This is a genomic window from Pseudomonas frederiksbergensis, assembly GCF_003732705.1.
Lineage (GTDB): Bacteria > Pseudomonadota > Gammaproteobacteria > Pseudomonadales > Pseudomonadaceae > Aquipseudomonas > Aquipseudomonas frederiksbergensis_F.
Map to the genome: position 1 here is coordinate 1 of NZ_MOBR01000011.1, position 25,673 is coordinate 25,673.

Annotated in this window: 18 protein-coding genes; 7 read left to right on the forward strand and 11 right to left on the reverse strand. The window is 60.1% G+C overall.

Annotation, left to right across the window (positions count from 1 at the left end; translation table 11 throughout):
* Window positions 1-291: 291 nt before the first annotated feature.
* Window positions 292-1,674, reverse strand: a complete 1,383-nt coding sequence (gene cysS, locus BK667_RS14660) for a cysteine--tRNA ligase (RefSeq protein WP_123598044.1) — start codon at window positions 1,672-1,674, stop codon at window positions 292-294.
* A gap of 15 nt (window positions 1,675-1,689) precedes the next feature.
* Window positions 1,690-3,390: a glutamine--tRNA ligase/YqeY domain fusion protein gene (locus tag BK667_RS14665; RefSeq protein ID WP_123508903.1), complete on the reverse strand. Its 1,701-nt coding sequence runs from the start codon at window positions 3,388-3,390 to the stop codon at window positions 1,690-1,692.
* Between the two features lie 251 nt (window positions 3,391-3,641).
* Between BK667_RS14665 and BK667_RS14670 the strand changes: the two genes are divergently transcribed.
* Both BK667_RS14670 and lpxH read left to right on the forward strand, forming a co-directional pair.
* Window positions 3,642-4,148: a peptidylprolyl isomerase gene (locus BK667_RS14670; protein ID WP_123508902.1), complete on the forward strand. Its 507-nt coding sequence runs from the start codon at window positions 3,642-3,644 to the stop codon at window positions 4,146-4,148.
* On the forward strand, window positions 4,145-4,897 hold the full coding sequence (lpxH, locus tag BK667_RS14675) for a UDP-2,3-diacylglucosamine diphosphatase (RefSeq protein ID WP_123598045.1): 753 nt from the start codon (window positions 4,145-4,147) through the stop codon (window positions 4,895-4,897). The genes BK667_RS14670 and lpxH overlap by 4 nt, the downstream gene beginning before the upstream one ends.
* Before the next feature lie 187 nt (window positions 4,898-5,084).
* On the opposite strand, the gene BK667_RS14680 is transcribed toward lpxH, so the two are convergent.
* From BK667_RS14680 to BK667_RS14710, 7 genes are all read right to left on the reverse strand, one after another.
* Window positions 5,085-6,710 (reverse strand): DHA2 family efflux MFS transporter permease subunit, encoded by a 1,626-nt coding sequence (locus BK667_RS14680; protein WP_375539172.1) that lies wholly within the window; start codon window positions 6,708-6,710, stop codon window positions 5,085-5,087.
* 71 nt (window positions 6,711-6,781) lie between these two features.
* Window positions 6,782-7,984, reverse strand: coding sequence for an HlyD family secretion protein (locus BK667_RS14685; RefSeq protein ID WP_123598046.1), 1,203 nt, complete (start codon window positions 7,982-7,984; stop codon window positions 6,782-6,784).
* A 15-nt stretch (window positions 7,985-7,999) separates the two neighbouring features.
* Window positions 8,000-9,469: an efflux transporter outer membrane subunit gene (locus tag BK667_RS14690; RefSeq protein ID WP_123598047.1), complete on the reverse strand. Its 1,470-nt coding sequence runs from the start codon at window positions 9,467-9,469 to the stop codon at window positions 8,000-8,002.
* A complete protein-coding gene (locus tag BK667_RS14695) occupies window positions 9,466-9,939 on the reverse strand; it encodes a MarR family winged helix-turn-helix transcriptional regulator (RefSeq protein ID WP_123410053.1) in 474 nt (157 codons plus the stop codon). The genes BK667_RS14690 and BK667_RS14695 overlap by 4 nt, the downstream gene beginning before the upstream one ends.
* A gap of 244 nt (window positions 9,940-10,183) precedes the next feature.
* Window positions 10,184-13,852 carry a translocation/assembly module TamB domain-containing protein gene (locus BK667_RS14700; RefSeq protein ID WP_123598048.1) on the reverse strand — a complete coding sequence of 1,223 codons (3,669 nt, stop codon included), beginning with the start codon at window positions 13,850-13,852 and terminating at the stop codon, window positions 10,184-10,186.
* Entirely contained in the window at window positions 13,849-15,576 is a 1,728-nt protein-coding gene (locus BK667_RS14705) for an autotransporter assembly complex protein TamA (RefSeq protein WP_123508895.1), read from the reverse strand. Before BK667_RS14705 ends, BK667_RS14700 begins: the two co-directional genes overlap by 4 nt.
* Before the next feature lie 65 nt (window positions 15,577-15,641).
* Window positions 15,642-16,292, reverse strand: coding sequence for a GNAT family N-acetyltransferase (locus BK667_RS14710; protein ID WP_054053735.1), 651 nt, complete (start codon window positions 16,290-16,292; stop codon window positions 15,642-15,644).
* A gap of 292 nt (window positions 16,293-16,584) precedes the next feature.
* Between BK667_RS14710 and xthA the strand changes: the two genes are divergently transcribed.
* Together xthA and BK667_RS14720 are read left to right on the forward strand one after the other, a co-directional pair.
* On the forward strand, window positions 16,585-17,397 hold the full coding sequence (gene xthA / locus BK667_RS14715) for an exodeoxyribonuclease III (protein WP_123508894.1): 813 nt from the start codon (window positions 16,585-16,587) through the stop codon (window positions 17,395-17,397).
* 194 nt (window positions 17,398-17,591) lie between these two features.
* Window positions 17,592-18,932 carry a substrate-binding domain-containing protein gene (locus BK667_RS14720; protein WP_123598049.1) on the forward strand — a complete coding sequence of 447 codons (1,341 nt, stop codon included), beginning with the start codon at window positions 17,592-17,594 and terminating at the stop codon, window positions 18,930-18,932.
* Between the two features lie 128 nt (window positions 18,933-19,060).
* Here BK667_RS14720 and BK667_RS14730 read toward each other — a convergent pair whose 3' ends face one another.
* Window positions 19,061-20,290, reverse strand: a complete 1,230-nt coding sequence (locus BK667_RS14730; protein ID WP_123508891.1) for an acyl-CoA dehydrogenase — start codon at window positions 20,288-20,290, stop codon at window positions 19,061-19,063.
* 177 nt (window positions 20,291-20,467) lie between these two features.
* On the opposite strand from BK667_RS14730, the gene BK667_RS14735 reads away from it, so the two are divergent.
* The 3 genes from BK667_RS14735 (at window position 20,468) to BK667_RS14745 (ending at window position 23,086) form a co-directional block, all read left to right on the forward strand.
* Complete coding sequence (locus BK667_RS14735) at window positions 20,468-21,397, forward strand: LysR family transcriptional regulator (protein WP_123508890.1); 930 nt, start codon at window positions 20,468-20,470, stop codon at window positions 21,395-21,397.
* A gap of 241 nt (window positions 21,398-21,638) precedes the next feature.
* Window positions 21,639-22,040: a MerR family transcriptional regulator gene (locus tag BK667_RS14740; RefSeq protein ID WP_123410046.1), complete on the forward strand. Its 402-nt coding sequence runs from the start codon at window positions 21,639-21,641 to the stop codon at window positions 22,038-22,040.
* Between the two features lie 146 nt (window positions 22,041-22,186).
* Window positions 22,187-23,086 (forward strand): hydroxymethylglutaryl-CoA lyase, encoded by a 900-nt coding sequence (locus BK667_RS14745; RefSeq protein WP_123598050.1) that lies wholly within the window; start codon window positions 22,187-22,189, stop codon window positions 23,084-23,086.
* A gap of 661 nt (window positions 23,087-23,747) precedes the next feature.
* Here the strand turns inward: BK667_RS14745 and BK667_RS14750 are convergent.
* On the reverse strand, window positions 23,748-25,442 hold the full coding sequence (locus tag BK667_RS14750) for an AMP-binding protein (RefSeq protein WP_123598051.1): 1,695 nt from the start codon (window positions 25,440-25,442) through the stop codon (window positions 23,748-23,750).
* Window positions 25,443-25,673 lie beyond the last annotated feature (231 nt).

Genomic DNA, 25,673 nt, shown 5'->3' on the forward strand with positions numbered 1-25,673 from the left:
ACTTCCTCATGAAACACCCCATCGGTTGTGTCCAACTTTTGGGGTGCAGACCAGAGCGTGGGAACGATCAACGACACAATTGTAGGAGCGAGGCTTGCCCGCGAAGGCGTCAGCCCTGTCACCACCGCACTTGGAACCCGCACGTAAACAAAAACCCGCACAAGGCGGGCTTTGCTTTTGATCGTTCCTACGCTCCGCGTGGGAATGCAGCCCGGGACGCTCCGCGTCCCTCCCAGAGCCGAACGCAGAGCGTCCGTTGAGGCATTCCCACGCGGAGCGTGGGAACGATCATCAGTCAGCCAAACGCCAGGTCGTGCCGCCCTTGCCGTCTTCCAGCACCACGCCCATCGCGGTGAGCTGGTCGCGGATGCGGTCGGATTCGGCCCAGTCTTTGCCGGCACGAGCCGCCAGACGCGCGGCAATCAGCGCATCGACTTCAGCCGCATCAACCCGGCCTTCAGCGCCGGCCTGCAGGAAGTCATCCGCCTCAAGCTGCAACACACCCAGCACGCTCGCCAGTTCTTTCAGGCGCGCCGCAAGCCCCGCCGCTGCCTCGAGATCGCTCTCGCGCAGACGGTTGATCTCGCGCACCATCTCGAACAGGACCGCACAGGCTTCCGGCGTGCCAAAGTCGTCGTTCATCACCTGAGTGAAGCGCTCGACAAACGCTTCGCCACCGGCCGGCGCCACGCTCGGCAGGCCTTTCAACGCGTGGTAGAAACGCTCGAGTGCGCCTTTGGCGTCCTTTAGGTTGTCTTCCGAATAGTTGATCGCGCTGCGGTAGTGGCTCGACACCAGCAGGTAACGCACGACTTCCGGGTGGTACTTTTCCAGCACGTCGCGGATGGTGAAGAAGTTGTTCAGGGACTTGGACATCTTCTCGCCATTGATGCGAATCATGCCGCAATGCATCCACGCGTTGGCGTAGGTCTTGCCGGTGGCCGCTTCGCTCTGGGCGATTTCGTTTTCATGGTGCGGGAATTCGAGGTCGCTGCCGCCGCCATGAATGTCGAAGGTCTCGCCCAGGCAGCAGGTCGACATCACCGAGCACTCGATGTGCCAGCCCGGACGACCGTCGCCCCACGGCGATGGCCAGCTCGGCTCGCCTGGCTTGGCGCCTTTCCACAACACGAAGTCCAGCGGGTCCTGTTTCGACTCGTCGACTTCGATCCGTGCGCCAATGCGCAGGTCTTCGATCTTCTTGCGCGACAGCTTGCCGTAGCCCATGAACTTGGCGACGCGGTAGTACACGTCGCCATTGCCCGGGGCGTAGGCGTAACCCTTGTCGATCAGGGTCTGGATCATCGCGTGCATGCCGGGGATATGCCCGGTGGCGCGCGGTTCCATGTCCGGCTTCTTGATGTTCAGGCGCGCTTCGTCTTCGTGCATCGCCGCGATCATGCGCTCGGTCAAGGCCTCGAACGACTCGCCGTTCTCGTTGGCCCGATTGATGATCTTGTCGTCAATGTCGGTGATGTTGCGCACATAAGTCAGGTCGTAACCGCTGAAGCGCAACCAGCGGGTCACCAGGTCGAACGCGACCATGCTGCGGCCGTGGCCCAGGTGGCAGTAGTCGTAAACGGTCATCCCGCAAACGTACATGCGCACATTGTTGCCATCCAGCGGCTTGAACACTTCTTTGCTCTTGGTGAGCGTGTTGTAGATCGTTAGCACGTTAAATCCCTTGAATCACTGGCCCCACGAATCACGCAAGGTCACGGTACGGTTGAAGACCGGAGCGCCCGGTTTCGAGTCCTTGATATCCGCGCAGAAGTAACCTTCGCGCTCGAACTGGAAACGGTCTTCCGGCTGTGCATTGCCCAGCGAAGGCTCCGCACGACAACCAGTGAGAACTTGCAGCGATTGAGGGTTGATGTTGTCCAGGAAACTGGCGCTGTCTTCCGCCTTTTCAGGGTTCGGCGAGCGGAACAGACGATCGTACAGACGCACTTCGCACTCGACGCTGGCCGCGGCCGGCACCCAGTGCACCACGCCTTTGACCTTGCGGCCTTCAGGGTTTTTGCCGAGGGTTTCCGGATCGTAGGAGCAACGCAGTTCGACGATGTTGCCATCGGCGTCCTTGATCGCTTCGTCGGCACGGATCACGTAGCTGCCGCGCAGACGCACTTCGCCGTTCGGCTCCAGGCGCTTGTAGCCTTTTGGCGGCTCTTCCATGAAGTCATCGTGGTCGATGTAGATTTCACGGGCGAACGGCAACTGGCGCACGCCCAGTTCTTCTTTCTGCGGATGACGCGGCAGTTCGAGGTTTTCGACCTGATCTTCCGGGTAGTTGGTGATCACTACCTTCAGCGGACGCAGCACGCACATGGCGCGCGGAGCGTTCTGGTCCAGATCCTGACGGATGCTGAACTCGAGCATGCCGAAATCCACCACGCCATCGGAACGGTTGGTGCCGACCATGTCGCAGAAATTGCGGATCGACGCAGGGGTGTAGCCACGGCGGCGGAAGCCCGACAGCGTGGACATGCGCGGATCGTCCCAGCCGAACACGTGCTTTTCATCGACCAGTTGCTTGAGCTTGCGCTTGCTGGTGATGGTGTAGTTCAGGTTCAGGCGGCTGAATTCGTACTGACGCGGGTGCGCCGGTACTGGCAACGCGTCGAGGAACCAGTCGTACAGCGGACGGTGGCTTTCGAATTCCAGGGTGCAGATCGAGTGGGTGATGCCTTCGATGGCGTCCGACTGACCGTGGGTAAAGTCATAGTTCGGGTAAATGCACCACTTGTCACCGGTCTGGTGGTGATGGGCGTGGCGGATGCGATACATGATCGGGTCACGCAGGTTCATGTTCGGCGAAGCCATGTCGATCTTGGCCCGCAGCACGCGTGCGCCGTCCTGGAATTCGCCGGCCTTCATGCGGGCGAACCAATCCAGGTTTTCTTCCACGGAGCGGTCACGGAACGGGCTGTTTTTGCCCGGCTCGGTCAGGGTGCCACGGTATTCCTTGGCTTGCTCCGGGCTCAGGTCGTCGACGTAGGCCTTGCCGGCCTTGATCAGCTCGACGGCCCAGTCGTGCAACTGGTCGAAATACTGCGAGGCGTAGCGCACTTCACCGGACCATTCGAAACCCAGCCATTTGATGTCGCTTTCGATCGCGTCGATGTATTCCTGGTCTTCCTTGGCCGGGTTGGTGTCGTCGAAACGCAGGTGCGTGACGCCGCCAAATTCCTGGGCCAGGCCGAAGTTCACGCAAATCGACTTGGCGTGACCGATGTGCAGGTAGCCGTTGGGCTCAGGCGGGAAACGGGTGACGATCTGCGTGTGCTTACCCGAGTCCAGGTCCGCCTGGATGATCGGGCGCAGGAAATTGACCGGCACGGCAGGGCCGGTCTTGGAATTCGAGGTAGGGTCGACAGTGGGCTTGCTCATAGGATCCTTGAACGTACGAGTGCGCGGCCGGAACGAAAGGCCTGACAAAACAAAGGCGCTATCATAGCCGATGCTGTCAAGCCGCTGACAGAGCAGGCCCTAAATCAGGTGCGTTTAATCCACCTGTTTTTAAAAACTGCCTCGAAATTAACGCCCGTCGCGCTAAACTGCGCACCTTGGCTGCTGTTGGCCGGACCGGTTAAGGGCCTTGATGCCCCCAAACCCACGAATTTATTAGAAGAGTACCGATCATGACCCAAGTCAAACTGACGACCAACCATGGCGACATCGTCCTGGAACTGAACGCTGAAAAAGCACCGGTTACCGTTGCCAACTTCATCGAATACGTCAAAGCCGGCCACTACGAAAACACCGTTTTCCACCGTGTGATCGGTAACTTCATGATCCAGGGCGGCGGTTTCGAGCCAGGCATGAAAGAAAAGAAAGACAAGCGCCCAAGCATCCAGAACGAAGCAGACAACGGCCTGCCGAACGAGAAGTACAGCGTGGCCATGGCTCGCACCATGGAGCCGCATTCGGCGTCCGCGCAGTTCTTCATCAACGTAGCTGACAACAGCTTCCTGAACCACAGCGCCAAGACTACCCAAGGCTGGGGCTATGCAGTCTTCGCCAAAGTGGTTGCCGGCACTGACGTCGTGGACAAGATCAAAGGTGTTTCCACCACCTCCAAGTCCGGCCACCAGGACGTACCAGCAGACGACGTGATCATCGAGAAAGCCGAGATCATCGAAGCGTGATATTGCTGATTTCAGACTTGCATCTGGAAGAGGAGCGCCCGGACATTACCCGGGCGTTTCTGGATTTGCTCGCCGGACGCGCCCGCTCGGCGAGTGCGTTGTACATCCTCGGCGACTTTTTCGAGGCGTGGATTGGCGACGATGCCATGACGCCGTTCCAGCGTTCCATCTGCCAGGCCCTGCGCGATCTCAGCGACAGCGGCACGGCGATTTTTCTGATGCACGGCAATCGCGACTTCATGCTCGGCAAGGCCTTTTGCAAACAGGCCGGCTGCACGCTGCTGAAGGACCCGAGTGTCGTGCAGTTTTACGGCGAACCCGTGCTTTTGATGCACGGCGACAGCCTCTGCACCCGCGATGTCGGCTATATGAAGCTGCGTCGCTACCTGCGAAACCCGATCACCCTGTTCATCCTCCGCCACCTGCCCCTGCGCACCCGCCACAACCTGGCGCGCAAGCTGCGCAGCGAAAGCCGTGCGCAAACGCGGATGAAGGCCAATGACATCGTCGATGTCACGCCCGAAGAAGTGCCGCGAATCATGCAGGCGTTTGGCGTGAAGACGCTGATCCATGGGCATACCCATCGACCGGCGATACACAAGTTGCAGATTGGCGAACAAGCGGCCCGGCGCATTGTGCTGGGGGATTGGGATCGTCAGGGCTGGGCGTTGCAGGTGGATGAGCAAGGGTTTTCCCTGGCCCCGTTTGATTTTGGGACACCGCCGCAGCTTGCATTGCCTAACGGCTAAGAGCCACCCCTCTCCCCAGCCCTCTCCCCAGAGGGGTGAGGGGGAAAGGGAGCAGATCTCCATCGTTTTCCAAACCTGAGTTCGACTCAGACTTTCAGGTCGATGTAGCTCGAAAGAACACCTCGGTCAGTCCCCTCGCCCCTCTGGGGAGAGGGTTAGGGAGAGGGGTCGATCTCAAGCCCTGCACTCAATGCCCAGACGCCGCAGGCCCGGCTTTCGCCGCGAACGGCGGTTTGGCCAGCCACACGATCAGCATCAACCCGAAGAATCCCCACCCCAGCAACGTGAAGTAATCCACGGTAGAGAGCATGTAGGCCTGGCTGGTCAACACATGATCGAGCTGCGCATACGCCGGGGTACTCGCCCCGCCCAGGGTGTTCAAGGCATCCCGGGTAGGTTGGTCGTAGGTGGTGATGCTTTCGCTCAAGTAGGCGTGATGCTGGTCCGCCCGACGAATCCAGATCCACGTGGTCAACGACGCCGCAAAACTACCGCCCAAGGTTCGCAGGAAGGTCGCCAGGCCCGCGCCATCGGCGATCTGGCTCGGTGGCAAGTCCGACATCAAAATGCTCAAGGTCGGCATGAAGAACAGCGCCACGCCAATGCCCATGAACAGCTGCACCAGGGCGATGTGCTGGAAGTCCACCTCGTTGGTGAACCCGGCGCGCATAAAGCAGCTCAGGCCAATCGCCAGGAACGCCAGCCCAGCCAACAGCCGCAGGTCGAATTTATGTGCGTATTTGCCGACAAACGGCGACATCAGCACCGGCAGAATCCCGATCGGCGCTACCGCCAGACCGGCCCAGGTAGCGGTGTAGCCCATCTGGGTTTGCAGCCACTGCGGCAGGATCAGGTTGATGCCGAAGAACCCGGCATAACCCAACACCAGGACAATGGTGCCGATGCGGAAGTTGCGGTAAGCAAACAGCCGTAAGTTGACCACCGGATGCTTGTCGGTCATTTCCCAGATGATGAACACCGCCAGGGCAATCACGGAAATCGCTGCGCCGATAATGATGAAGTTCGATTCGAACCAGTCCAGGTCATTGCCCTTGTCGAGGATCACCTGCAACGCGCCGACGCCAATGATCAGCGTGATCAAACCGACGTAATCCATCGGTTGGCGACTGGTTTCCACCGGACGCGCCTTGAGCTGCGAACGCACCACCATTACCGCGAAAATCCCGATCGGCACGTTGATAAAGAAGATCCACGGCCAGCTATAACTGTCGGTGATCCAGCCACCCAAGATCGGGCCGGCAATCGGCGCCACCACCGTGACCATCGCCAGCAACGCCAGGGCCATGCCGCGCCTGGCCGGGGGATACACCGCGATCAGCAGGGTTTGGGTCATCGGGTACAACGGCCCGGCCACCAGGCCTTGCAGCACCCGGAAGCCGATCAGTTCCGGCATCGAGGTCGAGATGCCGCAGAGAAACGAGGCCAGTACAAACAGAATCGTGGCCCAGAGAAACAGCTTCACTTCGCCGAAACGCCGACTCAACCAACCAGTCAGCGGCAGTGCAATCGCGTTGCTCACGGCGAACGAAGTGATCACCCAGGTACCCTGCTCCGAACTCACGCCCAGGTTGCCGGAAATCGTCGGCAAGGCCACGTTGGCGATGGTGGTGTCGAGCACTTGCATAAAGGTCGCCAGCGACAGGCCAATGGTGCTGAGCACCAGGCTGGGCGGCGTGAAAGACGCGTTATTGCTCATCGCTAATCCTATGGAACCGTGGCGTGCGCGGCGCCGTTCAACCGGCGCCGCTGACCTTGTGTGGGAGTGAGCCTGCTCGCGAAAGCGGTGATTCAATCAACAGAGATGTTGAATAGAAAGCCGCCTTCGCGAGCAGGCTCGCTCCCACAGGTTGGTGTGATGGCGAATCAGCGTTGCGCGGTCTTGCTGACCGCAGCGCTGTTGTCATGGATCAGCTGGGTGATCATCGCATCGGCCTCGGCCAATTGACGGTCATAGACGTTGGTGCTGAACGAAGCCTTTTGCGGTGGCTGTTGCGCCAGCACCGGGCCGCTCTGGTCATGCAGGTTCACATCCACTTGAGTCGACAGGCCAACCCGCAACGGATGTTTGGCCAGTTCTTCGGCGTTGACGTGAATCCGCACCGGCACACGCTGCACGATCTTGATCCAGTTACCGGTGGCGTTCTGCGCTGGCAGCAAGGCAAACGCGCTGCCGGTGCCGGCGCCGAGGCTGTCGATGGTGCCGCTGAATTTCACGTCGCTGCCGTACAGGTCGGCCTCGATGTCCACCGGTTGGCCGATGCGCATATCGCGCAGTTGGGTTTCCTTGAAGTTGGCGTCGATCCACAGTTGATCCAGCGGAATCACCGCCATCAGCGCCGTGCCCGGCTGAACGCGCTGGCCCAGTTGCACGGAGCGTTTGGCCACGTAACCGGTCACCGGCGCGATCAAGGTGCTGCGGGAGTTGTTCAGGTAAGCCTGACGCAAGTTCGCGGCGGCTGACATCACGTCCGGGTGCGACGAAACAACCGTGTCATCGACCAGCGCGCTGGTGGTTTTCAGTTGTTGCTGAGCATTGGCCAGGGCGTTTTGCGCCGAGGTCAGGTCGTCGCGGGCGTGGGACAGTTCTTCCTGGGAAATCGCGCCGCCAGCGGCGAGGTTTTTCCGACGGTTGAAGTTGTCCTGGGCTTTTTGCACATTGGCTTGCTGAGCGTTGACCTGGGCGCGCATGCCATCGACGTTGCTGTACAAGCCGCGCACTTGACGTACGGTGCGAGCCAGGTTGGCCTGGGCACTTTGCAAACCGACTTCGGCGTCATTCGGATCGAAGTTAACCAACACCTGGCCTTCGTGGACCAGATCCCCATCGTCGGCACCGATGCTCACCACCGTACCGGTGACCAGCGGGGTGATTTCCACCACGTTGCCGTTGACGTAGGCGTCGTCGGTGCTTTCGTTCCAGCGCCCGTAGAATTCGTGATACGCCCACACGCCGGCACCGGCGAGGATCACCAGAATCGCCAGCACCGTCAGCATGACTTTGCGTTTGCGTGGGTTGCTGGTGTCTTGAGCGTTTTCAGGAGCTTTTGTAGTTTCGGCAGTGGCCATGACAAGTACCTTGAATTAGTTGTTCAGCTTGGCTGGGGCTGGATTGGCCGAGGCGATGGTTTCGGCCTGGAAGCCGCCGCCGAGCGCCTGCATCAGTTGGATCGACAAATCGATCTGCTCGGCATTCAGGTTTGCCAGTTGACGCTGGGCCTGGAGCAATTGCTGTTCGATGCTGAGCACGTCCAGGTAATTGCCGATGCCGGAACCGTAACGCTGGACCACGGTGTTGTAAGAATCCTGGGCAATCTCGGTGGCGTGCTGCTGGGCACCAATCTGCCGGCCGATATCGCGCAACTGGTTGATGGTGTCGCTGACATCCCCCAGCGCCTTGACCAGGCTCTTGTTGTACTGCGCCACCGCCAGGTCATAGTCGGCGTCGCGGGCATCGAGGTTGGCGCGCAAGCGGCCACCGTCGAAGATCGGCACCGAGAGGGTCGGGGCAATGTTGAAGAAGCGACTGGCCGAACCGAACATCGCGTCACCCAATAAGGATTCGGCACCGGCGGCAGCCGTCAGGTTCAAGTTGGGATAGAACTGGGTCTTGCTCGCGGCGATGTCCTTGCTCGCGGCCTCGACCCGCCAGCGCGCGGCCACCAGATCCGGGCGACGACCGAGCAACTCGGCCGGTAACACCGACGGCAAGGCCACGGCGCTGGCCTGGAGGATCTTCGGCCGGGCGATTTCATTGCCGCGATCCGGGCCTTTGCCCAGCAACACGGCCAGAGCGATTTTCGCGCTGTTCAGGCGTTTTTCCGCATCGATCAGGCTGGCTTCAGAGCTGGCTTCCAGGCTTTCGGTCTGCTGGAACTGGTATTGACTGTCGATCCCCGAACTCAAGCGACGCTGGCTCAGGTCAAGCATTTGCTTAGTGCGCTTGAGGTCTTCATTGGACAGGTCATAAACGATGTGCGCCTGACCCAGATCGCTATAGGCGCGAGCGACGTCGGCGGACAGGGTCAACTGCGCGGCCTGCTGATCGACTTCAGCGGCGCGGGCCTGGCCCAACGCGGCCTCCCAGGCGTCACGCTGACCGCCCCAGAGGTCGAAGTTGTAATTGAAACTGGCGCTGACATTACGCACGGTGGCGTAGGCGTCGCCCTGCCCCAGCGGGTCTTGATCCTTGGCCAGGCGCGAACGGCTGATACCGGCGCTGGCATCGAGGGTCGGCATCCGCGCGGCATCGGCGGCATACGCTGCGGCGCTGGCCTGATGGGCGCGGGCGTCGGCGATTTGCATGTCCGGGCTGTCGTGCAAGGCTTCGCGGATCAGACCGTCGAGTTGTGGGTCGCCGAGGCTTTTCCACCAGTCGCTTTTCGGCCAGGCAGCGGGCGACAGGGTTACGCCGCTCAGGGATTGCCCGGCCTTGAGGGTTTTCGCATCGACACTTTTGCCTTCGGTGTTCAGGCCGCTGTAGCTGGCGCAACCGGCCAGAATCATCGACACCAGCACCAGGCTCAGGCCAGTACGCAAGGTTTTGCTGCTCATTTGTCACCTACCCGCAGCAAGGTGATCGAGTCACCGGCTGCCACCAAGATTTTCTTCAGGATTCGTTCCAGGGTTTGCAACTCGTCCGGGGTGATGGCGCCGGCCAGTTCGTTCATGGCATCGGCGCCGATGTCCGGCAGACGATCAGTCAATTGCTGGCCTTGTTCGGTCAGCACCAGTTGCACCTGTCGGCGATCGGCTTCGGAGCGTTGGCGAGCGAGGAAACCTTTCTGTTCCAGACGATCGAGCATTCGGGTCATCGAACCGCTGTCCAAGGACAGGTGACGGCACAACTCAGCCGGGGTATCGACGCCGAACTGGGCCATGATGATCAGCACTTTGAACTGCGCGGCGGTGATGCCGTGAGGTTCCATGTGCGTATCGATGATCCGGTCCTTGAGCAACGCGGCGCGCCCGAGCAGGAGGCCGAGGTGGCAATGCTTGAATTGTTCCGGGGTGAAATGCTTCATCTGACCACCAATTAGCTGCCTAGGCAGAGAATGTATGTCGAGATGTTACTGCCTAGGCAGCGAATGTCAACGTAATAGTTAGGATGCTTTGTATTTAGCTGATAAATGGCGGCGTGACTGATCGTTCCCACGCTCTGCGTGGGAATGCAGCCAGTGACGCTCTGCGTCACGATTCAAGAGCGGAACGCGGAGCGTCCCGGTAGGCATTCCCACGCAGAGCGTGGGAACGATCAGGTGGACGGGTTTAGAAATCCCGCTTGTAGAAGATATCCAGCGAACTGGCTACGCCGCTGGCGGCTTCGAGGTAGACCTTTTTGCTCAGTTTGTAACGCAGGGCAATGGTATTCGCCGGTTCAAACACCCCTACGCCATAACGCAAACTGAGTTTCTCGGAGATGTTGCCGCTGGCCACCACCGCCGTCGTCGTGCCGCTGCCCTGGGTGTCGAGCTGGAAGTCTTGAATGCCCAAATCCTTGGCCAAACCACTGGTCACCCCGGAGCTGCCCATCAAACCCAACCCGAGGGCCGCTTGGGCCAGCATGTTGTTGTCTTCACCGTTGGTGCTCAGCGGACGCCCCAGCACCAGATAGGACAACGCTTGCTCCTGGCTCATGGCCGGTTCGGAGAAGATTTGCGTGGTCGGCTGCTCGGCGCTGCCGCTCAAGCGAATGCCGGCGATGACGTCGTCGGTCTGGCGAATCGCTTCGATGTCCAGATAGGGCTGATCGAGCGGCCCGGCAAATAGCAGCCGCGCACGCCGCACCGTCAGGCGCTGGCCATAGGCGCGGTAACGACCGTCGTTAAGCCAGAGTTCGCCGCGGGTGTCCATGTTGTCGCCGATGTGCATATGGCCTTGCAGATTCGCGGTCAGGCCAAACCCGGCAAAGCTGAGTTTGTCCTCCCCCACCACCACATCAATATCCATTTTCATGGCGATGGGCGGCTTGCCTTCTTCGGTCTGCGCACCGACGATGATCGTGTCATCGGAGACCTTGACCGTCGATGGCGGCAATTCGCGCACGGTGATTTCACCCTTGGGCACCAGCACTTTGCCGGCGATGGCCAATTCGTCGCCCTTCATCGAGATTTTCAGGTCCGGCGCCACTTCAAGCTTCGCGTAGGGCTCGACGGTGACCGGCAATTGCGTGCCTTTGAGCGCCAAATCCACCACCAGCGCCTGCCCCCAGGCGATGTTGCCGTTCAAGCTGCCCTGCCCGGTCTTGCCGCTTTTCCAGGCGCCGTTCAATTGCACGGTTTCGCCGGCGATCACCGCTTTAAGCTGCAAGTCTTGCACTTCCATCGGCAGTTCAGCCCCAGACACCTCGCCATCACTGAGCAGCAGATTGCCGTTGACCAGCGGCGCCAGCAGTCCGCCGGACAAGGTGCCGCTGCCATTCAAACGACCGGTGAGCTTCTCGACCATCGGCACAAACGGTCGCGCCACCGACAGGTCCAGACCGTTGAGGCGGAACGAGCCGGTCAGCGGTTTGTTCTTGGCTAGCGGGTTGATCTGCGCCTGCACCATCAACTCGCCGAGCTTGCCGCCGACGAAGTTGAGGTCGGTGTCGATACGCTTGGGCGTGAGCTTGCTGGTGAGTTTGAGCGTCTGGTACGGGAAGTCCAGCCACTGATCCTTCTCTTTCATACGCAAGGTGCCGCCGCTGGCATCGATGCTGATCTGGCCGTTCGGGCCGCTGGCTGGGAGGTCCAATTGCAGGTCAGCGTTGAGCTTGCCCTTCCAGGCGAAGTCCTTCGGCAACCACTGGGCAAGACTGTCGATCGGGAATTGCTTGAGGTGATAACGCAGCTTCGGTTCCGGCATCAAGCGCTGGTCTTCGCCGCACAAACTGGCCGGCCCAGACATCCAGCAATGCGCGCCGAAATTGATTTTGCCGTCCGCCAATCGCTCAAGCTTGGCCGGACCTTGCAGCTTCCAGTCCTGACCGCCAGCCTGGATATCGCCGCTGGCCAGACGTCCGCGCCAGTTGCCTTTGTCCAGCGTGCCGTCGAGGCCCAGGGCCAGTTTCAGCTGCGGGCCTTGCAGGTCGAGGCTGAGTTTCTGGTTCTTGATATCGCCCTGGGCGCTGGCGGTCAAAGTGCCCAGCGAGGTTTCGCCGGCCTGAATGCCGCTGCCCTTGAGGTCGATTTTCGCCCGTTGCGCGCTGTCGAGGGTGGCGTCGAGGTTCAGGCTTTGCAGGCGATTGTCTTCGAAGGCCAGTTGCGAACCTTGCAGACCGAGCTTGCCTTGGGGCGCCTTGAGGGTGCCGGCGACATCGACCCGGCCGTTGAGTTGCCCGCGCAGTTGCGGCCAGAGTTGAGCGAGGCGCGGCAGCTTGATGTCGATTTGGCCCGCGAGTTTCTGTTGCAGGCGGCCCTTGCCGTTGATGCTGTTGTCGCCGAGACGAATCTGCAGGGCATTGAGGTTCCATTGCTCACCGGCCCCATCGGCCTTGGCCTGGATCACCGCCGGCTGGCCGCGCAGTTTGCCTTTCAAATCGAGGTCGGCGCTCAGGCTGAGCTGGTCGTTCTTCATCTCGCCTTTGCTGCGCAACGGCCCGGCCAAGGTGCCCGGCAACTCCGCCATCCAGTACGCCGGGTTGATCGCCGACAGGTCGAGCGCGGTGTCCCAGGCAATGCCATCGGCGAATTGCAGGTTCAGATGGCCTTCGGCCTTGCCCTGCCCGGCTTCGAGCTGGAATTGTTGCAGGTAGATTTTTGTCAGATCGCCAGCGAATGGGCTGCTCATCGTGAACGCCCCGGCCGGGCCATCCAGTGCGGCTTTGAAGTTGCCGAGGTATTTGCCATCGGTGTAGGACACTTCGCCATTGAAGCTGCGCAATGCCACTTGTGGTTCGTCGATCAGCGGATAGAGGCGGTGCCACGGGAAGTCCAGCCAATCGATCTTCGCCTGGGCGCTGAGGCCTTTGCTCCAGTCGAGGTTGCCGGTGAGCTTGAGGCTTTGCTTGTCGTTGGCGGTCAGGTCGAGCCCGGCGATTTGTGCGCCCTTGGCGTCGACCTTGCCTTGCAGCATCAATGCGACCGGGCCTTGTTCGGCGGGCAGTGTGGCTTTGCCGAGCAGCTGGTAACCGTTTTTCAGGTCGCCGTCGCCGGTCAGTTCCAGTTGATTGAGTTGCAGGGTGTCCGGCAGACCAGCGGCGGGCTTGAAGCCGTCGGCGGTGATTCGCACCTTGGCCGGCAGGTTTTCCACCAGCGGTTGCAGTTCGCCGGTCAGTTGCCCGTTCAGGTAACCGCTGCTGTCAGCTTTCAGATTGAGGGTTTTCAGCAGGTCGCCATCGACTTTCAAGGCCAGCGTCCAGGGCGCGGGCGTCGACATTGTCAGCTTGCCTTCGGCGGTCAGCGGCCAGTTGCCGCCGGGTTGCAGCAGGCCGGAGAGGTTCAGGCTCAGGTCGTCACGCTGCAATTGCACCGAGTCGATCTGCAAACCCTTTGCGGTCCAGTGCGCCGCCAGTTGCAGGCCTTTGAGTTCTTCGCTGCCGTTGAACAACAAGCTGCCGACCTTGACGTCGCCCAGTTCAATTGCCAGTGGCAGCTTTAAGTCTGGAAGTTTGATCGGGCCGCTGCTTTCTTCTTCGGCGCCCGGCGGGAATTGCAGGCTGACTTGATCGGCCTGCAATTGCTCGATGCACAAGGTCATGCGCGTCAGGCACAGCGGCGACCAGGCAAAAATCACTTTGCTCAGCTCCACCCGACTGCTGTCCTGCTGCCACAGCAGATGATCGGCGCTCCACTGCCCGCCCAAGCGGCCCTGGAAATTCTCCACGGTCAGACCCGGGACAAATCCGAGCGCCCAGCGACTGCCGGTCGCCGTGCCCAGCACCGTGGCCACGGCCAGGACGACCAGTAACAGCAGCGTCAGAATCGTCAGCAGCGTTATTTTCAAACCACGCTTCACAGCTCAGGCCCCATGGAAAAGTGCAGTCGAATGCCGCCGTCGTCGTCCATCGCGTGGGCCAGGTCGAGGCGAATCGGCCCGACCGGCGAGACCCAGCGCACGCCGATACCGACACCGGTCTTGAGGTTCGGCAGTTCGAGTGTGTTGAAGGAATTGCCTTGGTCGATAAAGGTCGCGACCCGCCATTTCTCGGCAATGGAATATTGATACTCGACGCTGCCGGCAATCATGTAGCGACCGCCGATGCGATCGCCCTCGGAGTTTTCCGGGGATAGGCTCTGATAGTCGTAACCGCGCACGCTCTGATCGCCACCGGCAAAGAAGCGCAAGGACGGCGGCACCGATTTGTAGCCGTTGGTGGCGCTGCCGCCGACCTGCACCCGGCCGAGGAAGCGGTGTTTGTCGAAGACCGTGGTCAGGCCTTTGACCAGCGCGGTGCCGTAAAGCAAGTTGGTGTCCGACCCCAGCCCTTCCTTGGCGACTTTGGTTTCGAAGGTCAGGCGATAGCCATTGTGCGGGTCGATGCGGTTGTCGCTTTTCAGATACGAATAGCTGACGCCCGGCATCAACAACGTGCTCAGGCCCGAGTCATCGCCGAGGGTGTATTCCTCGCGCTGCCATTTGAGCGACACCACCCGTTGCCAGCCGCTGGGCAACTTGCTGTGCCATTCAGGGCCGAGGGTCAGCAGCTTGCTCAGAGAGTCGGTGCCGGAAATTTCTTCATATTGATAACCGGCGGCCCAGCGCAGCTTGTCGGTGAGCGGCGGGTCCAGGGGAATGTCGTAGAACACCCCGACGTTCTGCCGTGGCGCTGACACTTCGGCTTCCCAGCCATAGCTGTCGCCCTGAGAGTTGACCCAGTGCCGGGTCCAGTTGGCCTTGATCCGCGGCCCGACGTCGGTGGAGTAACCCAGACCCAGGCCCATGGTGCGCGGCTTGCGGGTGTCGAGTTTGACCGCCACCGGGATGACATCGTCCTTGGATGCCGTCGGGGCCGCGTCCACCCGCACGCCTTCAAAATAGCCGCTCGATTGCAGGGCCTGATTGAGTTCAGCGATCAGTTCGGAGTCATACGGCGCGCCAGCCTTGAACGGCACCATGCGTTGCAGCAGGTCTTCGTCGAACGGTGTGTCGCCTTCGAACGTGACCTTGCCCAATGCGTAGCGCGGGCCGCTTTCATAAATCAATTCGACATCGGCAACGCCGGCGCGGGGGTCCACCAACAGCTTTTGGCTGGTGAAGTGGCCATTGAAAAAGCCGAAGCGCGAGGCCTGGTTCTGGATCAGGCGCTTGGCGTCTTCGTAATGGCCATGATTGAGCACGGCGCCGGGCTTGAGCAGCTCTGGCGGCGGCTTGCGAAAAGATTTGAGGGAACCGGCCGGCCCGTCGATGCGCACGGTGACGTTGCGCAAATGGATCGGTTCGCCAGGGTCAATCTTCAGCGTCAGGCGCGGCTTCTCGCCGCCCTTCACTTCGCTGTCGATCTGCGGCTGGTAGTAACCCAAGGCCTGGGCGGCCTTGCGTGCCTGTTCTTCGGCGCCACGACTGAAGCGCAACAAGGCTTCTTCATCACGATCGCCGAGGCTGCCGATATAGCCCTCTATATTGGCTTTCAGTTCATCGTTGGACGGTTTGATCCGCACATCCAATTCACTTTGCGCCAGCGCCGTGCAGCTGGTTAACAGCATGAGCACGCCACTGGTAAATCTTCCTGGAAACTTCATAGGCGCGGATGCTATCACGAGCTTGGGAGCGTGATAGAGCCTGGCGTGCAGCGAAAGTTCTACCGTTATGCCGTTGCAGTTTGTAACACCTGGGGATTGGCGTGGAAAAACACGTGTTCGCGGATCGGTCCTACCGCCACTTCGCCGATTTCCTCATAGCCCTGACGCTTATAGAACTCCAGATAACGCGGATTCCCAGTGTCGAGAATCACCCCTTCCGAGTGTTCATCCACCGCGCACCAGTTGTGCACCGCTTGCAGCAGTTGCTCGCCGAAGTGTTTGCCCTGGAATTGCGGGTGAATCCCCAGCAAGGGCAGCACGTGCACGGCGTCGGACGGCACGCAGGCCGCGACCGCATCGTGGTATTCGAGGTAGCGACGGGTGCAGCGGAAACCGGTGCTCAGCACCATGCGCAGGCGCCAGGCCCAGCTTTCAGTGATGCCCAATCGGCGTTGTGGCGGTGCGATCAGGGCGATGCCGATCAAACGGTCGTTGACCAACAGGCCGATGGCCGGCAAATCCTGGAGGAAATGCTGCTTCACCAGTTCGCGCACCGTGGCCCGAACTCGCTGCTCATAGCCAGGACGCTCGGCTTCGAACAGGTAGCCGAACGTCGGCTCGTGGCGGTAAGCCTGGTACAGCAAAGAGCGCGCTTCGCGGGAGTAGCCGCTGTCGAGCATGTGGATATCGGCGATGGCGGTCGAGGTTTCAGGCATAACGGTAGATCTCCCCGGGGCACCGTTCAAATGACGGCACTCTTCTGGTTACGAGCCTATAGCGCTGGCACAGTTCCTTTCTGATCCGAATCAGTGTTGTGGCTCAGGCCGTCTTCGCGAGCAGGCTCGCTCCCACAAAGGTATAGACCATAACCCTGTGGGAGCGAGCCTGCTCGCGAAGGCGCCAGCAATGGCGCCACATTCCTTCAGCCAAACACGAATCCCCTCACCCCAACACTGGCCCCATTCCTACATGTCAGCTAGCATCGCCCTTTTGCCAGGACTGCCGACCATGAAGATCGTCTCCTTCAACATCAACGGGCTGCGCGCTCGCCCGCATCAGCTGGCGGCGCTGATTGAAAAGCATCAACCGGACGTCATCGGCCTGCAGGAAACCAAGGTCCACGACGACCAATTCCCGCTGGCCGAAGTCCAGGCTCTGGGTTATCACGTGTATTTCCATGGCCAGAAAGGCCATTACGGCGTTGCCCTGCTCTCGCGTCAGGAACCGCTGGCCCTGCACAAAGGTTTCGTCACTGATGAAGAAGACGCCCAGCGGCGCTTTATCTGGGGCACGTTCGCCGACGCCAATGGCGTGCCGGTGACGATCATGAATGGCTATTTCCCACAGGGCGAAAGCCGCGACCACCCGACCAAGTTCCCGGCCAAGCAACGTTTCTATAACGATTTGCAGGTGTTGCTGGAAAGCCAGTTCACGAATGAACAGCCGCTGGTGGTGATGGGCGATGTGAACATTTCCCCGGAAGACTGCGACATCGGCATCGGCCCGGACAACATGAAACGCTGGCTGAAAACCGGCAAGTGCAGCTTCCTGCCGGAAGAGCGCGAGTGGATGGCACGCCTGAAGAACTGGGGCCTGGTGGACAGTTTCCGGCACCTGAACCCGGACGTGGCTGACCGTTTCAGTTGGTTCGATTACCGCAGCCGCGGCTTTGAAGACGAACCCAAGCGCGGGCTGCGGATCGACGTGATCATGGCGTCCCATGGCTTGTTGCCGCGGGTGAAGGATGCCGGGGTGGATTACGACCTGCGGGCGATGGAAAAACCATCGGATCATGCGCCGATCTGGCTGGAATTGAGCTGATCTCGCACGACCGATCGTTCCCACGCTCTGCGTGGGAATGCATCCCGTGACGCTCTGCGTCACATTCAGCAGCGGAACGCGGAGCGTCCCCGGCGGCATTCCCACGCAGAGCGTGGGAACGATCAGTGTCATCTTTTGGAAACTTTACTGACTTATTCTCCCGGCACTCCCTTTGGCTTACTTAAGGTGCCGGCATGACGCTGCGCGTATTGTTCCTGTTAATGGTGTGTCTCAACCTGCCGTTAATGGCCACCGCCAGTGACTTGCCGATGTCTGAAAGTGGCCCCGTGCTGCGCATCCAGGGCTCCAACACCATTGGCGCGGATTTGGGCCCGGCGCTGGTCGCAGGGCTGATGCAGGAGCAAGGCCTGCTCAGGGTGCACAGCGAAACCCCGGACAAGGCCAACGAACAGCGGATCGTCGGGCAAACGGCCCAGGGTCGGCGGGTGGTGGTGGAAGTCGCGGCCCACGGCTCCAGCACCGGTTTCACCGCCCTGAGAAACGCCACCGCCGATCTCGCCGCCTCGTCGCGCCCGATCAAGGACAGCGAACTGGCGGACCTGAAATCCCTGGGCGATCTGAAAAGCCCCAGCGCCGAACAAGTCATCGCCATCGATGGCCTGGCGATCATCCTGCACCCGCAAAATCCGTTGAATCAGCTCAACACCGAACAACTGGCGCGGATCTTCAGTGGCGAGGCCAGCACATGGGAAGAACTCGGCGGGATCGGTGGGACGATTCATCTGTATGCGCGGGATGATCAGTCGGGCACCTACGACACCTTCAAGGAATTGGTCCTCAGTCGGCGTGGGAAAAGTCTCAGCAGCGCAGCGAAACGTTTCGAGTCCAGCGAGCAATTGTCCGACGCGGTCAGCCTCGACCCGCAAGGTATCGGCTTCATCGGCTTGCCCTACGTGCGCCAGGCCAAAGCGGTGGCGATTGTCGACGGACAGTCCCAAGCGATGTTGCCGCTCAATAGTTTGATTGCCACCGAAGACTATCCGCTGTCCCGGCGACTGTTCTTTTACCTGCCGCCCAACAGCAAAAATCCCTGGGCCGAGGCGTTGGTGGCCTTCGCGCAAAGCAACAAGGGCCAGGCGATCGTCGCGGCCAACGGCTTTATCGCCCAGACCGTGCAGGCGATGGCCGTCACGCCGAATGCGCTGATGCCCGAGGGTTATCAGGCCCTGAGCCGGCATGCCCAGCGCTTGACCGTGAATTTTCGCTTCGAAGAAGGCAGCGCAAGCCTGGACAACAAGGCTCGGCAGGATCTCTCGCGGGTGCTCGACTATATAAAGCAGCACGACAAGGGAACCCGTGAGGTCACGCTGGTGGGATTTGGCGATGCCAAGAGCGATCCGGCGCGGGCCGACCTGCTGTCGAAACTGCGGGCGATGGCGGTGCGGCGGGAACTGGTGAAAAGCGGTGTGGTGTTTCGCGAGATTCGTGGCTTTGGCGCCGAGATGCCGGTGGCGGCGAATAGCGCGGATGAGGGACGGATCAAAAATCGGCGGGTTGAGGTTTGGGTGTATTGACCACGTCAATCGTTCCCACGCTCTGCGTGGGAATGCATCCCGTGACGCTCCGCGTCACCGCTACAAAAGCGGACGCGGAGCGTCCATGGCGGCATTCCCACGCGGAGCGTGGGAACGATCTGTAGGTGTTATTGCCCGCTACGCATCATCTCTTTCGGCACATATTTACCGATCTCGAATTTGCCAATCGCCGCGCGGTGCACTTCGTCCGGGCCGTCGGCCAGGCGCAGGGTGCGTTGCATGGCGTACATGTAGGCCAGCGGGAAGTCGTTGGACACCCCGGCACCGCCATGAATCTGGATCGCCCGGTCGATCACGCGCAACGCCACGTTCGGTGCAACAACCTTGATCTGGGCGATTTCGCTTTTGGCAATCTTGTTGCCCACGGTGTCCATCATGTAGGCGGCTTTCAACGTCAGCAGCCGCGCCATGTCGATTTCCATCCGCGAGTCGGCAATCTTGTCGATGTTGCCGCCCAATCGCGCCAGCGGTTTGCCGAACGCGGTACGGCTGACCGCACGTTTGCACATCAACTCCAGCGCACGCTCGGCCATGCCGATTGAGCGCATGCAGTGGTGAATCCGGCCAGGGCCCAGGCGACCCTGGGCGATTTCGAAGCCGCGTCCTTCGCCCAACAGGACGTTTTCGTACGGCACCCGGACGTTTTCAAACAGCACTTCGGCGTGGCCATGGGGTGCATCGTCGTAGCCGAACACCGGCAGCGGCCGCACGATTTTCACGCCCGGCGTATCCACCGGCACCAGAATCATCGAGTGCTGGGCATGGCGCGGCGCGTCGGGGTCGCTCAGGCCCATGAAGATCAGGATCTTGCAGCGCGGATCGCAAGCACCGGAGGTCCACCATTTCTTGCCGTTGATCACCCACTCGTTGCCATCACGCACGGCGCGGGCGGCCATGTTGGTGGCGTCGGACGAGGCCACATCCGGCTCGGTCATGGCGAACGCCGAACGAATCTCGCCGCGCAACAGCGGTTCGAGGTAACGCTGCTTCTGTTCTTCGTTGGCGTAACGCACCAGCACTTCCATGTTGCCAGTGTCCGGCGCGGAGCAGTTGAACGGCTCCGGCCCCAGCAGCGAGCGACCCATGATTTCTGCCAGGGGCGCGTATTCGAGGTTGGTCAGGCCCGCGCCAAGCTCGGACTCAGGCAGAAACAAATTCCACAACCCCTCGGCCTTGGCCTTGAGTTTGAGCTCTTCCATGATCGCCGTCGGCTGCCAGCGATCACCCTCGGCGACCTGACGCTCGAACACGGCTTCAGCGGGATAAACGTAGGTGTCCATGAACGCGGTCACGCGCTCACGCAGTTCCTGAACCTTGGGCGAATAAGCGAAATCCATGGGCAGCTACCTTCTTTTGTGAAGTTGTTTGGGGCATGCAATCGATGCTAGAACAGCTACGAAAATTTACCTAGCCTATTCTCGGCGTGTATTAACATTCATCACCGATATATGATCGGGTGATCGCAAAGGCCTCCGGCCACAACAAAAAGCCCCAAACAATAAGAGTGCCGCGCAATGAATCTGAGCAAGGTCGACCTCAACCTTTTCATCGTCTTCGACGCGATCTACACCGAAGCCAACCTGACCCGCGCCGGGCAGATTGTCGGCATTACCCAGCCTGCGGTCTCGAACGCTCTGGCTCGCCTGCGCGAGACCTTCAACGACCCGTTGTTCGTGCGTACCGCCCAAGGCATGGTGCCAACGCCGATGGCCCAGAACATCATCGGTCCGGTGCGCAACGCCCTCTCTCTGCTGCGGGTTTCGGTGCAGGAAAGCCGGATTTTCAATCCGTTGCAGGCAGTCAAGACTTACCGCATCAGCATGACCGACCTCACCGAAGCGGTGATCCTTCCGGCATTGTTCCAGCGCCTGCGTCGCCTGGCGCCGGCGGTGATCATCGAGAGTTTTCTGTCCAAGCGCCGCGAGACCACCAAGGAACTGGCGGCCGGTCGCCTCGACTTTGCGGTGGATGCGCCGCTCAACACCGACCCACAAGTGCGCCACGTCAAGTTGATGGAAGACCGTTACGTATGCGCCATGCGTAAGGGTCATCCGTTAGCGGGCAAAGAAAAATTCACCCTCGACGATTACCTGTCGCTGACTCACATCCATATTTCCAGCCGCCGCAGTGGCCTGGGGCATGTCGATCTGGCGCTGGGAAAAATGGGGATTCAGCGCAAGATCGCCCTGCGCTCCCAGCATTATTTGATGGCGTCCCAGGTGTTGCAGCAGACCGATATGGTCATGACCGTGCCGGAGCGTTTTGCCCGTCGCCATGATCTGCACGCGTTTAACCTGCCGGTCAACGACGTGCCGCCGGTGGAAACGCACTTGTATTGGCACGAAAGCACCGACCAGGACCCGGCCAACCGCTGGATGCGCGAGCAGATGATCGAGTTGTGCCAGCAAGTGACGGCGCATGAGAAGAAGCTCGACAAAGCGTAGGAGCAAAGCTTGCTCGCGATAGGATCGCTGCGGTGTGCCTGAAAGACCGCGTTATCGTTCTTCGCGGGCAAGCCTTGCTCCTACAGGTTTGGAGTTGTTCACACCATTTCGGTACAACCCAATCCCGTAGGAGCGAGGCTTGCCCGCGAAGAGGCCATCAGCCACACCAAAAACTTCCGCCCCTTGACGTAAACGTCAACCTGCCATTAGCTTAGCGCCATGACCTTCTTCGAGCGCTTCCATGAGCAGCCAGACCTACAGCATTTCCGACCTCGCCCGCGAGCTCGACATCACCACCCGGGCCATTCGCTTTTATGAAGAGCAAGGCCTGCTCAGCCCCGAGCGCCGTGGTCAGGAACGCATCTACTCGCCCCGGGACAAGGTCAGCCTGAAGCTGATCCTGCGGGGCAAGCGCATCGGTTTTTCCCTGGCCGAATGCCGCGAGCTGATCGAACTCTACGACCCCACCGGCGGCAATCAGAAACAGCTGCAAACCATGCTGACCAAAATCGCCGAACGTCGCGAACAGCTGGAACAGCAAATGCTCGACATCGAGCAGATGAAGCTGGAACTGGATACCGCGCAGGAGCGTTGTACCCAGGCGCTGGAGCAGACGATCAAAAGCCAGCAACCGGTTCAATAAAGCCTTACACAATTGATCGTTCCCACGCTCCGCGTGGGAATGCAGACCGGGACGCTCCGCGTCCCTACCGAAGCGGACGCATAGTGTCCATTGAGGCATTCCCACGCAGAGCGTGGGAACGATCTCTAACAGACAGGTGAATTGTTATGTCCCTCCCCTCCCACGTACGCCTGATCGAAGTCGGCCCCCGCGACGGTCTGCAAAACGAAGCCCAGCCCATCAGCGTCGCGGACAAGGTGCGACTGGTCGACGCCCTGAGCGCCGCCGGCCTGGGCTATATAGAAGTCGGCAGTTTTGTTTCGCCCAAGTGGGTGCCGCAAATGGCCGGCTCCGCCGAGGTCTTCGCGCAGATCCAGCGCAAGCCCGGCGTGACCTACGGCGCACTGGCGCCGAACCTGCGCGGGTTTGAAGATGCCATCGCGGCCGGCGTCAAGGAAGTCGCGGTGTTCGCCGCCGCGTCCGAAGCGTTTTCCCAGCGCAACATCAACTGCTCGATCAGCGAAAGCCTGGCGCGGTTCGTGCCGATCATGGAGGCGGCCAAGCAACATGGCGTCAGCGTGCGCGGTTATGTGTCGTGTGTATTGGGCTGCCCTTACGAAGGTCACGTCGCGCCGGAGCAAGTCGCCCTGGTCGCGCGCGAGTTGTATGCCATGGGCTGCTACGAAGTCTCCCTCGGTGACACCATCGGCACAGGGACTGCGGGCGCGACCCGCAAAATGTTCGAAGTGGTTTCGGCGGATGTACCGCGAGACAAACTGGCCGGGCACTTCCACGACACCTACGGCCAGGCCATGGCCAACATCTACGCCAGCCTGCTGGAAGGCATCGCCGTGTTCGACAGCTCTATCGCCGGCCTCGGCGGCTGCCCATACGCCAAGGGTGCCAGCGGTAACGTCGCTACCGAAGACGTGGTGTACCTGCTCAACGGCCTCGGAATCGAGACCGGAATCGACCTCGACGCGTTGATTCTGGCGGGCCAGCAAATTTGCACAGTACTGGGGCGCCCGACCGGTTCGCGCGTGGCCAAGGCTCGCAGCGCCCAGTGAGGGAGCGGATGTGTCCAGGTGTTACCGCTGTGTAAGAAACGTGGGGGACAAGCGAGTAACACGGAAACAAATTGTCGGGCTTTTACCGAGTGAAAAATCCATTGAAAACACAAGCCGTTGATTTAAAAGGATTTTTAAAACTTGGCACGGCTCCTGCTATCTCTATTGCATAACAAGAACAAAAAAAGCGGCAAACCTAATAAAAATAAGACGTAACGACTCTGACATAACAAAAACAACACGGCAGAGACGCAGCTAACAGATTTTTTTGGAGAAGATGTACTTTTCAGGGTGCTTTTCGGAGTAACCCGCAACCGGGCAGAGAACAATAAAACTACCTTCAGGTAGCTCCCGAACTGGTTGGATCGCTTGGCGAAAAAGTAGATCAGCGCTCAAAAAAATACGTTTGCTCTTGACCCCGGATGGGGGTCGACTAAAACAGCGGTAAAGGGCCACGGTTGCCAAAAACAACAACAGACCGCCCCTCAATAATAAAAAAAGAGCACGCGCAACGACAAATTAAAGGGGAGCTTCGGCTCCCCTTTGTGCTGTCTGTATTTCACTAAAACCGGCTTCTGTAGGAGCGAGGCTTGCCCGCAAAGGGAACGCCTCGATCTAACAGAAAAACCGCGTCATCGTTCTTCGCGGGCAAGCCTCGCTCCTACGGTATCGCTTTGAGCTCCTCGATACTGATCTCGCGCATCCGGAATTTCTGGATCTTGCCGGTCACGGTCATCGGAAACTCTTCCACGAATTTGAAGTAACGCGGCGTCTTGAAGTGGGCGATGCGCGACTTGCACCAGGTTTTCAGCTCTTCTTCGGTCGCGCTGTGGCCGGGGTGGAATTTGATCCAGGCGACTATTTCTTCGCCATAACGCGAGCAAGGAATACCAATCACCTGCACGTCCGCCACCGCCGGATGGGTAAAGAAGAACTCTTCCAGCTCTCGTGGGTAAACGTTCTCACCGCCACGGATGATCATGTCCTTGTTACGTCCGGCGATGCACACGTAGCCCTCGTCGTTCATGCTCGCCAGGTCGCCGGTGTGCATCCATCCGGCCTGATCGATAGCTTCAGCCGTGCCCTGCGGGTTATTCCAGTAACCAAGCATCACGCTGTAGCCGCGAGTGCAGAGTTCGCCAATCGTGCTGCGGGGCACCAGGTTACCGGCCTCGTCGATGATTTTGCTTTCCAGTTGCGGCTGAATGCGGCCCACGGTGGTAACGCGCAGTTCCAGCTCGTCTGACGGACCGGTCTGTAAAGACACCGGACTTGTTTCCGTCATGCCGTAGGCAATTTGCACCTCACTCATGTGCATCTCATTGATCACCCGGCGCATCACCTCGATCGGGCACGTCGCCCCGGCCATGATCCCGGTGCGCAGGGTCGACAGATCGAAGGACCCGCGTTGCGGCTGATCGAGCATGGCGATGAACATGGTGGGTACGCCGTAGAGCGCGGTGGCTTTTTCTTCGGCGACGGTGGTCAGGGTCAGCAGCGGATCGAAAGCATCGTTGGGGTAAATCATCGTGCTGCCATGGGTGATGCAGCCGAGGTTGCCCATGACCATACCGAAGCAGTGATACAGCGGCACCGGGATCACCAGCCGATCATCGGCGCTCAGGCCCAGGCTTTCGCCGACCATGTAACCGTTATTGAGGATGTTGTAGTGACTGAGGGTCGCGCCCTTGGGAAAACCGGTGGTGCCGGAGGTGTACTGGATGTTCACCGGTTGGTCGAAATGCAGGCTGTTTTGGCGTTCATTCAACTGTTCGACCGAGACGCTGGCGGCGAGATCGGCCAATTGCGACCACGGCAGGAAACCCGAGGGCGGCCGGGTGTCGAGGCTGATCACACCGCGCAGGTCCGGCAGGCGTTCGCTGTGTAATTGACCGATGGATTGCTCCGCCAATTCCGGCACCAGCCCTTGCAACATCCCGTGATAATCGGACGTCTTGAACGCCCCGGCGCACACCAGCCATTGGCAACCGGATTGCTTCAACACGTATTCGAGTTCGGAGCTGCGGTAGGCAGGGTTGATGTTGACTAGGATCACGCCGATTTTCGCGCTGGCGAACTGGCTGATGCACCACTGCGCGCAGTTCGGCGCCCAGATGCCGAGGCGGTCGCCAGCCTGCAAGCCCAGCGCCAGCAGTGCCCGGGCGTGCAGGTCCACGGTATCGGCCAGTTGCTGCCAGGTATAACGCAGCTGTTGATGACGCACGACCAGTGCTTCGCCGTCCGGGTATTGCGCGACCGTGTGATCGAACTTCTCGCCGATGGTCATCGCCAGCAAGGCTTTGTCCTGGGAACCGCAGGTATAGCTGCGCTGCGGGTTTGCACTGGGTTGATCCATGACGACCCCTATTGTCTTTTTTGTAGGAGCATGGCTTGCCCGCGACAGGAGCAATGCGGTGTGGCTGTAGGACCACGTTATCGTTCATCGCGAGCAAGCTTTGCTCCTACAGAGTCGCTCAAGTTGACGTTAACGTAAAGGGTGATTGACAGCCATTCGTCACAGGCTTACGTTAACGTAAAGGTGAGAGCCGGATCACTGCCCTCCCTACCCTACAAAAAAGCCAAAAGG